The 13,406-nt window shown below is 34.2% G+C and carries 14 protein-coding genes; 10 read left to right on the top strand and 4 right to left on the bottom strand.

From position 1 onward, the window contains the following. The first annotated feature begins 53 nt into the window (after nt 1-53). Nucleotides 54-2,702, top strand: a complete 2,649-nt coding sequence (locus WKK_RS03755) for an adhesive domain-containing protein (RefSeq protein WP_013989519.1) — start codon at nt 54-56, stop codon at nt 2,700-2,702. A 41-nt stretch (nt 2,703-2,743) separates the two neighbouring features. Here WKK_RS03755 and WKK_RS03750 read toward each other — a convergent pair whose 3' ends face one another. Both WKK_RS03750 and WKK_RS03745 read right to left on the bottom strand, forming a co-directional pair. Next, complete coding sequence (locus WKK_RS03750; RefSeq protein ID WP_006846192.1) at nt 2,744-3,091, bottom strand: hypothetical protein; 348 nt, start codon at nt 3,089-3,091, stop codon at nt 2,744-2,746. A gap of 84 nt (nt 3,092-3,175) precedes the next feature. Continuing rightward, the gene (locus WKK_RS03745; RefSeq protein ID WP_006846191.1) at nt 3,176-3,562 is read right to left on the bottom strand and encodes a MerR family transcriptional regulator; all 387 of its coding nucleotides are present in this window, start codon (nt 3,560-3,562) and stop codon (nt 3,176-3,178) included. Nucleotides 3,563-3,652: 90 nt separating this feature from the next. Here WKK_RS03745 and WKK_RS03740 point away from each other — a divergent pair, with 90 nt between their 5' ends. The 3 genes from WKK_RS03740 to WKK_RS03730 all read left to right on the top strand — a co-directional run bounded on the left by WKK_RS03740 (nt 3,653) and on the right by WKK_RS03730 (nt 6,763). Next, nucleotides 3,653-4,975 (top strand): replication-associated recombination protein A, encoded by a 1,323-nt coding sequence (locus tag WKK_RS03740; protein WP_013989517.1) that lies wholly within the window; start codon nt 3,653-3,655, stop codon nt 4,973-4,975. A gap of 187 nt (nt 4,976-5,162) precedes the next feature. Continuing rightward, nucleotides 5,163-5,753, top strand: a complete 591-nt coding sequence (locus tag WKK_RS03735) for a TetR/AcrR family transcriptional regulator (protein ID WP_013989516.1) — start codon at nt 5,163-5,165, stop codon at nt 5,751-5,753. Between the two features lie 2 nt (nt 5,754-5,755). Beyond that, nucleotides 5,756-6,763, top strand: a complete 1,008-nt coding sequence (locus tag WKK_RS03730; protein WP_013989515.1) for an NADP-dependent oxidoreductase — start codon at nt 5,756-5,758, stop codon at nt 6,761-6,763. Nucleotides 6,764-6,841: 78 nt separating this feature from the next. On the opposite strand, the gene WKK_RS03725 is transcribed toward WKK_RS03730, so the two are convergent. Then, nucleotides 6,842-7,501, bottom strand: coding sequence for an MgtC/SapB family protein (locus WKK_RS03725; RefSeq protein WP_006846187.1), 660 nt, complete (start codon nt 7,499-7,501; stop codon nt 6,842-6,844). Nucleotides 7,502-7,793: 292 nt separating this feature from the next. Further along, nucleotides 7,794-8,753 (bottom strand): NmrA family NAD(P)-binding protein, encoded by a 960-nt coding sequence (locus WKK_RS03720; protein ID WP_006846186.1) that lies wholly within the window; start codon nt 8,751-8,753, stop codon nt 7,794-7,796. A 106-nt stretch (nt 8,754-8,859) separates the two neighbouring features. Here WKK_RS03720 and WKK_RS03715 point away from each other — a divergent pair, with 106 nt between their 5' ends. The 6 genes from WKK_RS03715 (at nt 8,860) to WKK_RS03690 (ending at nt 13,403) form a co-directional block, all read left to right on the top strand. Further along, nucleotides 8,860-9,750, top strand: coding sequence for a LysR family transcriptional regulator (locus WKK_RS03715; protein ID WP_013989514.1), 891 nt, complete (start codon nt 8,860-8,862; stop codon nt 9,748-9,750). A 127-nt stretch (nt 9,751-9,877) separates the two neighbouring features. Further along, the gene (locus WKK_RS03710; protein WP_006846184.1) at nt 9,878-10,270 is read left to right on the top strand and encodes a MerR family transcriptional regulator; all 393 of its coding nucleotides are present in this window, start codon (nt 9,878-9,880) and stop codon (nt 10,268-10,270) included. A 5-nt stretch (nt 10,271-10,275) separates the two neighbouring features. Beyond that, nucleotides 10,276-10,638 (top strand): DUF2255 family protein, encoded by a 363-nt coding sequence (locus WKK_RS03705; protein WP_006846183.1) that lies wholly within the window; start codon nt 10,276-10,278, stop codon nt 10,636-10,638. 68 nt (nt 10,639-10,706) lie between these two features. Continuing rightward, complete coding sequence (locus tag WKK_RS03700; RefSeq protein ID WP_013989513.1) at nt 10,707-11,822, top strand: oxidoreductase; 1,116 nt, start codon at nt 10,707-10,709, stop codon at nt 11,820-11,822. A gap of 180 nt (nt 11,823-12,002) precedes the next feature. After that, nucleotides 12,003-12,959, top strand: a complete 957-nt coding sequence (locus WKK_RS03695; RefSeq protein ID WP_013989512.1) for a quinone oxidoreductase family protein — start codon at nt 12,003-12,005, stop codon at nt 12,957-12,959. Nucleotides 12,960-12,962: 3 nt separating this feature from the next. Continuing rightward, the gene (locus tag WKK_RS03690; protein ID WP_013989511.1) at nt 12,963-13,403 is read left to right on the top strand and encodes a MarR family winged helix-turn-helix transcriptional regulator; all 441 of its coding nucleotides are present in this window, start codon (nt 12,963-12,965) and stop codon (nt 13,401-13,403) included. Nucleotides 13,404-13,406 lie beyond the last annotated feature (3 nt).

The following is a 13,406-nucleotide window of genomic DNA, read 5'->3' as shown; positions in this document are numbered from 1 at the left end:
AAATAAATGACTATACAACTAACGGATGTTCCTAACTTGGAGGTAAATAAATTATGAAAAAGACTCTCGAAAATTTAGTAGTAGGTGAAAATCGGATTACTAGAAAAAAACTATATAAATCTAAAAAAATGTGGGTAGCTTCTTTAATGATAGGAGCGATCATTGGATCTAGTGGGGCAGTAGGTCCAATTAATGATATTTTGGGCTTTAATAATAATATTAGTCATTCTATTGAGGCTGCAGTTGTCCATGGTGAATTGTTTTCTGATATTAATACAAGTAATAATAGCGGAACGAGTGCGCAAAGTGGGTTGGATCCCTCACAAGATAATAATGTTAATTTCACAATCAGCGGGGGAAGTGCCGTTGATGTTTCACTATTAGGTGATAATAAAAAATATGCGGTTTTGGGGATTCCTACTGAATTACAAGGGAAAGTTGTTGCCAATGGGCCAGCTCAAGTTACAACTAATATAACTGTCCCTCTGGATAAATTTGCTTTGTTAAAAACAAATTTGGATTTAATTCATACATTGGTAAATGAAGTTAATCGATTACAAGGATTGTATCCAGGAGTACATGCTGATTTGACTGGTGTTAATAATGCTTTAGATGCAGTTGAAACAGCTTTGAATTCCACAACGGGTAGTTATAATACCTCAATTCAAGATAATGGAACATATTTATCAGCTGATATTGGGACCGGTAGTAGTGAAATTATTGCTAATAATTTAGTAACTGCATTGAGTCAATTGGAGACGGCTGTTAATAATACGACATTTACTGGAGGACTTAGTTCCGGCTTGGCTAATACGGCCTTAGCTGTACCGAAGAAATTAGCAATAGATGCCTTAGAAGTTTCAAAGACTGGTTTGAAGTCTGGTGGTGATTTATTTAATCAAATAGCTAATATATCATTATTTGGATCCACTACTGTGGTGATGCCAGTAACAATTAAAACAGCTGATAATTTGGATAATGGTAAGGTGAATACTGAAAAGTTCGTTGGAACGATGGCTAATCCAAATTTTATCACGGTTGATCTTTTCACAAATAGTTCAGGATCAAGTAATGTCTTTATTGGAAAAGAACAAGTCGATGACTTAACAGCAGAAAAGCAAGATGCGATAGAAAAGATCACAGCGTTGCCAAACTTAGATGACGAAACAAAGCAAGGATATATCGATCAAGTTAATAGCGCCAAGACAGCGGATGAAATTACAGGGATCGTGGACGCAGCGACAGCTGCAGATAAGAAGATCTTGGATGACGCGAAAACAAATGCAGTAACAGAAATTAATGATATGAATAATCTTACTGCAGAAGAAAAGCAAGGATATGTTGATCAAGTAAATGGAGCTAAAACAGTAGGTGAAGTAAACGATATTCTAGAAAAGGCGCGAAATGCCGACCAAGAAGTCGATGACTTAACAGCAGAAAAGAAAGACGCGATAGAAAAGATTACGGCATTGCCAAACTTGGATGACGAGACAAAGCAAGGATATATCGATCAAGTTAATAGTGCCAAGACAGCCGATGAAATCACAAAGATCGTAGATGCAGCGAAAGCTGCAGATGAGAAGGCAGCGGCAGATAAGCTAGCTGACGACAAGAAGAATGCGATTGAAGAGATAAACGACTTGAATAATCTTGATAAGGACCAGAAGCAAGACTATATAGATCAAGTAAATGGGGCTAAGACAGCCGATGAAATCACAAAGATCGTAGATGCAGCGAAGGCTGCAGATGAGAAGGCAGCGGCAGATAAGCTAGCTGACGACAAGAAGAATGCGATTGAAGAGATAAACGACTTGAATAATCTTGATAAGGACCAGAAGCAAGACTATATAGATCAAGTAAATGGGGCTAAGACAGCCGATGAAATCACAAAGATCGTAGATGCAGCGAAGGCTGCAGATGAGAAGGCAGCGGCAGATAAGCTAGCTGACGACAAGAAGAATGCGATTGAAGAGATAAACGACTTGAATAATCTTGATAAGGACCAGAAGCAAGACTATATAGATCAAGTAAATGGGGCTAAGACAGCCGATGAAATCACAAAGATCGTAGATGCAGCGAAGGCTGCAGATGAGAAGGCAGCGGCAGATAAGCTAGCTGACGACAAGAAGAATGCGATTGAAGAGATAAACGACTTGAATAATCTTGATAAGGACCAGAAGCAAGACTATATAGATCAAGTAAATGGGGCTAAGACAGCCGATGAAATCACAAAGATCGTAGATGCAGCGAAGGCTGCAGATGAGAAGGCAGCGGCAGATAAGCTAGCTGACGACAAGAAGAATGCGATTGAAGAGATAAACGACTTGAATAATCTTGATAAGGACCAGAAGCAAGACTATATAGATCAAGTAAATGGGGCTAAGGCAGCCGATGAAATCACAAAGATCGTAGATGCAGCGAAGGCTGCAGATGAGAAGGCAGCGGCAGATAAGCTAGCTGACGACAAGAAGAATGCGATTGAAGAGATAAATGACTTGAATAATCTTGATAAGGACCAGAAGCAAGACTATACTAATCGAATTAATAACGCCAAAACGGGGGCAGATCTAGATAAAGTTATGCAAGGTGTAAACTTACCACAGACAGAAGCAAATAATAAGTTGACGATGGGTGTAGTAGTTTCAATTGTATTAACTAGTATGCTATCACTATTATATTTATTAGAAAAAAAGCGTAAATAATTAATAAAGTAGGACTATAAATTTATAGTCCTATTTTTTATTTAATTTTTTTCTGTATTGCTAATAGTACGAAATTCTAGCCAACCATATTTAGAAGCCCCATTTTCAATCAAAGTATCATCTGAATTAATTTGCCATAAATGATCGTCAGTTTGAATTTTTTTATTTTGACAGAATAGCTTTAATTTATTTAAACCTAGATTAATACCATCAGTAGTATTTTCTACTAAAATGCTAGCATATTGACCAGCTTCTTTTTCTATTAATGGCATCAAAACTTTATTATCATCATTAGATGATTCTTTGAGAATTAGAAATGAAGCATCCATGTATCCAGTGGGATTATCAAGCGATAGATTAGTTAATAATCCCAAATGTTTAGTATCCATAACTGTTAAATAATCAAGTTGCTTGTAGAATTCTGAAAATAGTTGGGCAACTTCTTCAGTACAGTCAACGGATTGACGAGAACATCAAAATACATGGGTGACTCTAGTAGCTATTAAGGGCTGATATAATTCATTCACATTAATTGAATTTTTAATGTTAATTCTATTACGAATAACTTTTTTAATGCGTAAAAGTTCGGTAATCTTATCGTCTATTTTTATTTGGGTATTTAATAATTGAGAGGTGGTAGATGCTGGTGAATCTGACCTAATTAATTTTATTTCATCAAGAGATATGTTTAAACTACGAAGTCCTAAAATAAATAAAAGATCATATAGTTGATTATAATCATAATAACGGTATCCAGCGTTGCTAATTTGTGCAGGTTTGAAAATATTGATTTGGTCATAAAAAATGAGGGTGCGGCGGGTAGTGTTAGCTAATTTGGCCATTTCACTGATTTTTAACATATTAATAAAGTCCTCTCATTTGACTGTAACCATACGTTACAGAATATCATTTAGTATATAACGATTTTATCTAAAGGAGGTATTTTATTCATGCAACAAGGGTCGCTTTTTGCTAATCAATTTGAAAATATGCCTTTGGCCAATAGAGTTCGCCCACGTAACCTGGACGATTTTGTGGGTCAAGGTCATTTGTTAGGGCCTGATAAAATTTTACGTGAAATCATCGAAAATGATCAGGTTTCATCAATGATATTCTGGGGCCCACCAGGAGTTGGAAAAACAACATTAGCTGAAATTATAGCTCTAAAAACACAATCTAATTTTTTGAGATTTAGTGCAGTAGATAGTAGCATTAGCAATATTAAAAAGATTATGAAACAGGCTGAATTAGATCGAGAAATAGGACAAAAAACCATGATTTTTGTGGATGAAATTCATAGATTCAATAAGGCTCAGCAAGATGCTTTTCTACCATATGTTGAACGTGGTAGCATTACCTTAATTGGAGCAACAACGGAAAATCCATCTTTTGAAATCAATTCAGCCTTACTATCACGTTGTAAAGTATTTATTCTGAAAGAGTTACAACAAGAGGATATTGTAGTACTAATTAAAAATGCAGTTGTTAACCCCAATGGTTATGGGGAACAGGTAATTAAAATTGGCGAAGATGAAATGAGAACAATTGCTAATTTTTCTGATGGTGATGCTAGGATGGCCTTAAATACGTTAGAGATGGCAGTGCTGAATGGTGATAAAAATGAAAACGTTATTACTATTAGCATGGACAATTTAAGCCAATTAATTACTAAAAAGTTTGTACTTTATGATAAAAATGGGGAAGAACATTATAATATTATTTCAGCCCTACATAAATCAATGCGTAATAGTGATGTTGATGCTGCAATATACTGGTTATCAAGAATGCTTGAAGGTGGTGAGGATCCAATCTATATCGCGAGGCGCTTATTGATATTTGCAAGCGAAGACATTGGTTTAGCAGATACTAATGCGTTGAACATTGCTGTAAATGTTTTTCAAGCTTGTCAATTTATTGGGATGCCAGAGTGTGATGTTCATTTAGTTGAAGCAGTTACTTATTTATCATTGGCACCAAAGTCAAATGCAGTTTATAAGGCCCGTTTATCCGCAGCAAAAGATGTTAAACAAACTAAAAACGAACCAGTTCCAGTACAAATCAGAAATGCGCCAACTAAATTTATGAAGGATTTAGGATATTGTAAAGGTTACGAATTAGCACACTATGCTAAAGATAAATTAACAACTATGAAAACTATGCCAGATTCTTTAGAAGGTCATGAATACTATATTCCTACAAATAAGGGAAGAGAAGGACGTTTTAAAGATAGATTAATTCAAATAAAAGACTGGCATAACCAACACGATAAATAAAAGTCATATTAAAAGAATAATATTTATCTAATATCAAATCTTATACATCTTTTAACAAGCGTTTAAGCATGTTTATAGGTGTATTTTTAAACGGTTAAATGAAATAATATAAATTATGAGGCATTAAAAATTGACGATTTAGAGAGTCTGATTTATAATTGAACGAACATTCCAGAAAGAGGACATGATGAGTCGAGTAAAAGAATTTAATCAAGATGATGTGCTAACAAAAGCTATGAACTTATTCTGGGAGCAAGGTTATACTAATACATCGATGCAAGAATTAGTAGATGTGATGCAGATTAATCGAGGAAGTATCTATACTACATTTGGTGATAAACACAGTCTTTTCTTGCGTGTCTTGGAGTATTATCACCAATATCTAGAAGAACAATTTATTGATGTGGTAACTGATTCAAAGGATCTAAGAACTAAATTAAATGAAGTGTTTTCATTTTTTCTAAAAACCCATGATGAACAACAACCAAAAGGATGTTTAATCGTTAATTCAGCAACTGAGTTAGCACAGGTTGATCCAGATGTTAATGCAATTATTAATGATTATATGCAACAAGAGACAAACTTAATATTGAAAATTTTAAAAAAGGCTACTTATGAATTAATGCCATCTATTTCACTTGAAACATTAGCTAATCGATTGCAATTAGCATTAATCGGAATTCGCGTATCAATCAAATTAGACACAAAATCAGAAATATTAACTAAGATCGTTGAAGATATTATTGATACATTGCCATGGAAAACTATAGAGGATTAAATATGAAAGCGGCACAAATAAAGAAAAATAGTTCAGAAATAAAAATTGAAATTAATGAAATTGATCGCCCTAGCTTACAACCAGATGAGGTTATGATCGCTCCTTTATATGCAGCAGTTAATCCTTTGGATATCATGAATATTAATGGTAGTGTAAAGTTAATTCAAAATTATCGGATGCCTTTAACGCTTGGGAATGAAGTTGTCGGAAAAATCGTTGAAGTAGGATCTGAAGTTAAAAATTTTGCGATTGGGGATCAAGTTTATAGTCGTTTACCACTAAATAAAATTGGGGCATTTAGTGAATATGTTTCTATTACTGAAGATGCAATTTGGCATACGCCAAGTAATCTGTCAGCGAAACAGGCGGTAGCGTTTCCACTAACAGGATTGACAGCATATCAAGCCTTGAATGAGGAGCTGAAAGTTGAATCAGGAAAAACTATTTTTATTCCAGGAGGCTCAGGTAGTTTTGGTCAAATTGCAGTTCCTTTAGCAAAATCAATGGGATTAAAAGTAATAGTGTCAGGGAATGAAGCAGCTCGTAATCACATTATGAATTTAGGAGCTGATCAGTATTTAGATTTTAGGAAGGAAAACTATTGGGAAATACTTTCTGAAATTGATTACGTTATTGATACTTTGGGTGTTAAAGAAATTGAACGTGAAATGAAAATTATGAAAAAAGGTGGAAAGATATTAAGCCTGGTTGGAGGACCTAATAAAAAGTTTGCTGTGGAACATGATCTTTCTAAATGGAAGCAAATATTATTTAGTTTGGTGGGATCTAAGCTTGATAAATTAGCTAAGCAGTATGGAGTGGAATATCGTTTTATTTTTGTTCGCTCTAGTGGTCAACAATTAAAGACAATTACAAAAATTATAGAAGATCGTCAAATTGTACCTGCAATTGATGAACGGGTCTTTTCGTTAGATCAAGCACAAGAAGCTCTTCAATTAGTAGCTGCCGGTGGGACTTCTGGTAAAGTTGTCATAAGTTTTGATAAATAAATATCTAATAACTAAAAAAACGTTAACCCTTAATTATTTAAAGATTAACGTTTTTTTATTTTGATATAAATAACTGAATTATTCACCAGTAATTTCGATAAAAATGTTATTTGGCATTGATTGTTTTAGATCAATCAAATCATCAGTATTTGATAGAACCACCGTTAATTCAGTACTAATTTGTTTGTGCTCCAATTTGATTGCATCAATAACTGGGTTGAATTTATTTGATCTAATTTGGCTTAGATATTCATTGACCTGTTCATCATCGATAGAGCTGGTCATACGAACATGGTAGATAGTATGAAGATTAAAATCTTTAAATTTATATAAAATCAATTGCAAGATAATAATAATAACAGTACCACTAATTGCTAAGATATACATATCTGCACCAACAGCCATTCCAATTCCAGAAGTAACCCAGACACCAGCGGCTGTAGTCAAACCAGAGACACTGAGAAACTTATCACCTTTAACAATGATTAGTCCAGCCCCTAAAAATCCAATTCCACTAACAACTTGAGCAGCAATTCGTGATGGGTCTAAAGCGATGTTATTTAGATTTAAAAGATCCATAAATCCATATTTTGAAATAATCATCACTAAAGCGCCGCCCAAGGAAACTAGAGCGTGGGTTCTAACCCCAGCTGATTTAAAGCGAGTTTGACGCTCTAAGCCAATAGCTATACCTAAAACGACAGATAATAATAGTTTAATGATAAAATTAAATTCCATAAAACACTCCTTTTTTATATTAAAAATAAGTATAGCAGTAATTTTTAATAAATAGAAAATAAAGCTTTTAATGTTTCACGTGAATCATTAAATTTTTTTTCAGGATGATTTTTTAAATTAATACAAAATTTTATATTTGATATAAAAGTAAGATATGAGTAATCATAACTTTAATAATATTTGGTTGATTAACTTAATTTGATGTTTTAAATTACTTGGAATATAGTTAAAATATATTGTAATTAAAAATGCCCATCAATTTTAAATTGATGAGCATTAAAGGTTAATTGAATTACTTCATTTGTCGCCAGTTGGTAATGTTATCACGCCAGATATAGTCAAAATTAGCGGCAATATCCATGGCAGTTTTAGGCTTGTTACCTGTTAAGAATTCGATATCATTAGATTCGACATTAAACAAACCATCACCAACAGCTTGATCGTTATCTACAACATCATTAGCGCTGAATGGAGCAGGAGATTTTGAAAAGTCACCACTCATGTCATGAGGAATATTTAATTTCTCAAGATATGAATAATATTCTTCTTGGGTTGCGGGAACATATTCAAGATCTACACCAGAGCGTTTAGCGATGATTTCGCAAAGCTCACGAACTGAAATTGCTTGTGAACCAACGATGTTAAATACTTTACGGTCTCCACCTTTACCAAGAAGAGCAGCGGCAGCGGCAGCGGCACAATCATCCTTATGAACTAGGGTTGCTTTACCTTCACCGGCAGTTGTAACCCAACGTCCATCAGACATAAATGCAAGCATGGCGCGCATTGTCATGAATGTTTCAAGATAGAGATTGTTTCGAAGGGCGGCATATTGAATCCCAGTAGATTCAAGGTATTCTTCAGTAGCAGTATGGTCTGGAGTTACAAAGACATGTTCATAAGCTGGATCCGTAGCTCCAACGAATGAAGTATATGTGATATGTTGAACGCCATTTTCAATTGCTGCATCAATTGCATTTTTGTGTTGTTGAACACGCTTACCAACATCTAATCCAGAGATTAAGAAGAGTCGATCTCCATCAGCAAAAGCTTTTACTAATGATTCTTTATCATTATAATCAGCTTCAACAACGCGAACACCAGCATCTTGCCAACGTTTTAATTTATCAGCAGGAAGACGGTTCATGTCATAACAAGTGAAAGTAAGTTGATCACCACTAACGTTTTTCAACATAATTTCGGCAACACGACCTGCTAATTTTCCATCGGCACCAGTAACGATATAACGCATAATAATAACCTCTTTTATTTTTAATTTATAAGTTAATAATATCACAATGAACTCGATTTAATAAATTACTCCTTGTTATAACCTATAACTGATTGGAATGACGAATATGAATTTTACACAAATCAATGTATTTATCAATGTGGCAGAAACCCTGAATTTCTCAGAAACAGCGCAAAAAATGCATATGACCCAACCATCTATTACTAAAAATATTCAGCAACTAGAATTAGAATTGACTAAAAAATTATTTAACAGAAACAAAGGAATAGTCTCACTAACGGCAGAAGGTGAATTTTTTTATCACAATATTAGTGATATTATGTTGCGAATTGAGCAAACAGTCACGCAAGTTAAGCAACAGGATTTTTTTGATAATATTACTTTGGGATATACAAATACTCCGTTCGAAAAAATGTTTTTGCCAAAACTACTAAAAAGGATGGCCACCGATTTAGATAATGTTAATCTGGCTCTTCATAATTTTAATTTAAATAGTAGTGTGGATGCTTTATTAAGCAAGCGTTTCGATTTACTGTTAACAACGGATGATAATGTTGGAATCAATAAAAATATTGCTTTTGAACCGATTTTAGAATCAAATTTCAAAGTATTATTACCGGTAACTGATCGTCTGGCAAAAAGGTCGGTTTTAACAATTGATGATTTGATAAATAGTGATATTATTTATTTCAATCCTCGTCAATCCCCACCAGCAATTGATCAGGTACAAATGACATTGAAAGACTTAGGTCCAAAACGTAAATTCAATGTAGCTGAGACGGCAAATACCTTAGTCACAATGGTTAAAGGTCAACAAGGAATTGGGATTCTTCCAGGTTTTGTAATTGATCAAAATGATCTTGAAATTGCTAGCGTTCCACTTGAGAGTGAAGTGAAAATAACCTATGGTCTTGCTTATTTGAAGTCTGATGATCGATTATTTCTTCATGATTTAATTCATTTAATGAAAGAAGTTATTTTAAATGAACATGATTAATCGAAATTAAAGCTAGCTAAACATTAGTTAGATTTTTTATTAATTTAGTATGAAACATATTTAAATAAAATTACTTGCCTTATAGTCAGGGCAAAGGTGTTATATGTTGTATAAAAGAGAGGTAATTATGAATATTAAAGAAGTAGCAAATATTTCAGGCCTAACGCCAAATTCTATTCGATACTATGAACGATTAGGTGTAATTCCTCCAATTCCGAGAGATAAAAATGGAAATAGAGTTTTTGGCGATTTGGAAATACAATGGCTTAACTTTGCGCGGGATTTAAGGCATGCTGGCGTACATGTTGAAAAAATAATTGATTATACAAAACTTGTTTCACAAGGTGATTCATCAATTAAAGGTAGAATTAATTTATTGGAAGAAACTAAAGACGAGTTAGATGAAAAAATATCTGAATTAAAACAGACACGTGAACATATACAATTTAAAATAGATAACTATGACTCGCATATGATTAAAATTGAAAAAAATTTAATGAATGAAGAAATGGAGAATTAGAAATTATGTGGACTCAAGAAGAATTAGATGCGATTGATCAAGAAGATTCGTTATTTATTTCAATTCCAAATGCTGAAGGAAAGATGCATAAACCAACATACATTTGGGGTGTGTCATCAAATGGAAGTTTCTATGCTAGAGGTGCCAGTGGGGTAACCAGTAAATGGTACCAAGCAGCATTGGTAGCTAAAAAAGCACATATAGTTATTGGTAGTGTTGAAAAAGATGTTATTTTGGAGTTCCCAACAGACATTAAAACAAAAATAAATGTTGATAAAGCATTTAGACAAAAATATAATTCCTATTTAGACTTAATGACAAGTGAAGCTGTTTCAGCAGCGACTGTGAAAATGATTCCCATAAATTAAAAAAATTTGCCTTATAGTTAGGGCGAGGGTATTTAATGTAAATATTAAATAAAAAGAGGAACATAATTATGACATATAAATTCTTAAACCCGATTACTTTAAAGCATGGTGCAAATCTTAGAAATCGAATCGCTATGGCACCGACAACTTTGGATTCATCTTTTTATGATGGGCATGTTTCTAAGGATGAAATTAAATATTACGCAACTCGAGCTGGTGGACCAGGGATGATAATTGTTGAAGCAGCCTATATAGAGGAATTAGGTAAGGGATTTCCAGGACAAATAAGTATTGCTGATGATAGTCTGATTAAAGGATTATCAAGGATTGCAACTGGTATAAAAAATGGTGGATCAAAAGCAGTTTTACAGTTACATCATTCTGGTCGTCTAACTAATCATAATTTATTAAACGGAAAACAACCCGTTGGTCCTTCTCCAATTGCAGATCCCAATGGAGGTGAGTTACCAAGAGCGTTAACAAGTGAAGAAGTTGAGCAAGTAATAGAATCTTATGTTCAGGCCGTAAGAAGAGCAATTGAGGCCGGATTTGATGGGATTGAAATTCATGGGGCGAATAAATTTTTACCGCAACAATTTTTCTCACGTCAATCAAATAAACGTCAGGATAAATGGGGAGATAAATACAGATTTATTTTAGAATTAATCGATAAAATATCTGAAATTGTATCTGAGATGGCAACGAATCATTTTATTATTGGATATCGAATGAGCCCAGAAGAAACCTTTGAGGGTGGATATCATTATAATGATTCAATAGAATTAGCTAAAACTATCAGTCAAGGTGGAAAGCTTGATTATATTCATTTGTCTCAATTTGAAGCAGTTGGAACGCCTTTTGTAGATCAAGATATAAAAACGCCTTTAGTAACTATGTTTAATGAAGCTTTGAATGATGATGTTGCATTGATTACGGTTGGTGGAGTTCGAAATGCTGCGCAAGCTGAAAAGGCCATGGATGCAGGCACTGATATTGTTGCTATGGGTATTCAGCTGATGGTTGATCCTAAATGGGTTGAAAAACATGAGCGGCATGAAGAAAGTGCCGTGCGCTATATCTTATCTCCGGCTGATTATGATGATTTAAATATTCCTGAACCTGCAGTTAGAATGTGGCTAGAGGGTGGATTAAAGGATTTTGTTCGGTTTGCCAAAGATGAATAATTAAATTAAAAAGAGCTTTAAATTTAAAGCTCTTTTTTTGTTGTACAAAATTAAAAATTGTAATAATCAAATCAAAAAGACTAATGTATTTATTTTTAAGTGCATTTTGCACGCAAAAGGAATATAATCTAATTTAGTGCAAGATGCACCAATTTGAACTAACAAAGAAGGTTAATAATCATGAAAGCAGCAATTATAAATGAAGTTGGACAGATACCAACTTATGGTGACTATGCAGAACCAGTGGCTAAAGCGGGCCAAGTGTTGATTAATGTAAATGCTTCGGCATTGAGTAACCTCACTAAGATGCGAGCTATGGGTCAACATTATTCGGTAGATAATCAAAGTAATTTTATTCCAGGAGTTGATGGTGTTGGGAATACCCTTGATGGTCGACGAGTATACTTTGCTATGACTGAAGCACCTTATGGAGGACTAGCCAATCAGACCGTAGTGGATGAAAGGATGATCGTTCCGATTCCGGATGAAGTTGATGACATTATGGCAGCAGCTATTGCTAACCCAGGAATGTCATCTTGGGCAGCTTTAGTTTACCGGGCTGGTTTAAAGCCTGGACAAACTGTTTTAATAAATGGCGCAACGGGATCAGCAGGAAGCTTAGCGATAAAAATAGCACGTTATTTAGGTGCTGGTAAAGTTATCGTTACTGGTCGTGATGACAAAAAGTTGTCAGAATTGGAAGCTGATGAATTTGTTTCTTTTGATTCAACTAAAAAAGCTGATAAAGAAGGAATGATTAAGGATTTAAAACCATTAGCTTCAGCAGGAATAGATATTGTATTAGACTATTTATGGGGTGATTCGGCATTGGCAATTATGATAGCAGTAGCGAAAAGCGATTATAAACAACCAACTAAATTTATAACGATTGGAAGTGCTGCAGGTAAAAAAGAAGTTGCCTTACCATCTGCCCTCTTCAGATCATCAAAGTTGGAATTAATTGGAAGTGGGATTAACAGCGTATCCGTCTTGAACTTATTAGAGTCTATAGCAGGGGTTTACCACATGGTTGCTCAAGAAGGACTTAAAATTCCTACAACAGTATTTTCATTACCTGAGATTCAAGAGGCTTGGGTAGCACCGACGGCTCCTAGAGCTGTAGTTAAGGTTCGGTAAATAATGTTAGAAGATGATATTTTTACAAGCTTGATCGCCTTGGTAACATTTTTTAATAAACCTAGTCGTGATAAAAAAATGGTTGAAAATGCACACATTAATTTAGACCCTACAGCCTTTCCAATTTTTGTCGGTATTGCTAGAATGCAACCAACTAGTGTTGGAAATTTAGCTGATACGGTGGGAAAGAATCATTCCAGTGTGAGTCGGCAAATTGATAAATTGGAAAAACAAGGTTTAGTACAAACGTATTATTCAGTAGATGATGCAAGAATTCGTTTAACAGAGTTAACTAAACATGGTAAACGTTTTAATGACCTCATTAATGAAACTCGACGACAGGTAATGCGCGAAGCCTTGAATGATTGGTCTGATAAAGAAAAGTTGGAATTAAAAGTTAATTTAAATCATCTAGCTGAAACTATGAGTAATATTCCAGAATAGTGT

This window comes from Weissella koreensis KACC 15510 (genome assembly GCF_000219805.1).
Classification (GTDB): Bacteria; Bacillota; Bacilli; order Lactobacillales; family Lactobacillaceae; genus Weissella; species Weissella koreensis.
This window is presented reverse-complemented; position numbering and strand designations above follow the sequence as displayed.

Coding starts and splice junctions, on each gene's coding strand:
- WKK_RS03705 (WP_006846183.1), top strand. CDS start 10,276: ATGTGGACTCAAGAAGAATTAGATGCGATTGATCAAGAAGATTCGTTA.
- WKK_RS03750 (WP_006846192.1), bottom strand. CDS start 3,091: ATGGATACTAAACATTTGGGATTATTAACTAATCTATCGCTTGATAAT.
- WKK_RS03755 (WP_013989519.1), top strand. CDS start 54: ATGAAAAAGACTCTCGAAAATTTAGTAGTAGGTGAAAATCGGATTACT.
- WKK_RS03720 (WP_006846186.1), bottom strand. CDS start 8,753: ATGCGTTATATCGTTACTGGTGCCGATGGAAAATTAGCAGGTCGTGTT.
- WKK_RS03725 (WP_006846187.1), bottom strand. CDS start 7,501: ATGGAATTTAATTTTATCATTAAACTATTATTATCTGTCGTTTTAGGT.
- WKK_RS03690 (WP_013989511.1), top strand. CDS start 12,963: ATGTTAGAAGATGATATTTTTACAAGCTTGATCGCCTTGGTAACATTT.
- WKK_RS03740 (WP_013989517.1), top strand. CDS start 3,653: ATGCAACAAGGGTCGCTTTTTGCTAATCAATTTGAAAATATGCCTTTG.
- WKK_RS03730 (WP_013989515.1), top strand. CDS start 5,756: ATGAAAGCGGCACAAATAAAGAAAAATAGTTCAGAAATAAAAATTGAA.
- WKK_RS03745 (WP_006846191.1), bottom strand. CDS start 3,562: ATGTTAAAAATCAGTGAAATGGCCAAATTAGCTAACACTACCCGCCGC.
- WKK_RS03715 (WP_013989514.1), top strand. CDS start 8,860: ATGAATTTTACACAAATCAATGTATTTATCAATGTGGCAGAAACCCTG.
- WKK_RS03700 (WP_013989513.1), top strand. CDS start 10,707: ATGACATATAAATTCTTAAACCCGATTACTTTAAAGCATGGTGCAAAT.
- WKK_RS03695 (WP_013989512.1), top strand. CDS start 12,003: ATGAAAGCAGCAATTATAAATGAAGTTGGACAGATACCAACTTATGGT.
- WKK_RS03710 (WP_006846184.1), top strand. CDS start 9,878: ATGAATATTAAAGAAGTAGCAAATATTTCAGGCCTAACGCCAAATTCT.
- WKK_RS03735 (WP_013989516.1), top strand. CDS start 5,163: ATGAGTCGAGTAAAAGAATTTAATCAAGATGATGTGCTAACAAAAGCT.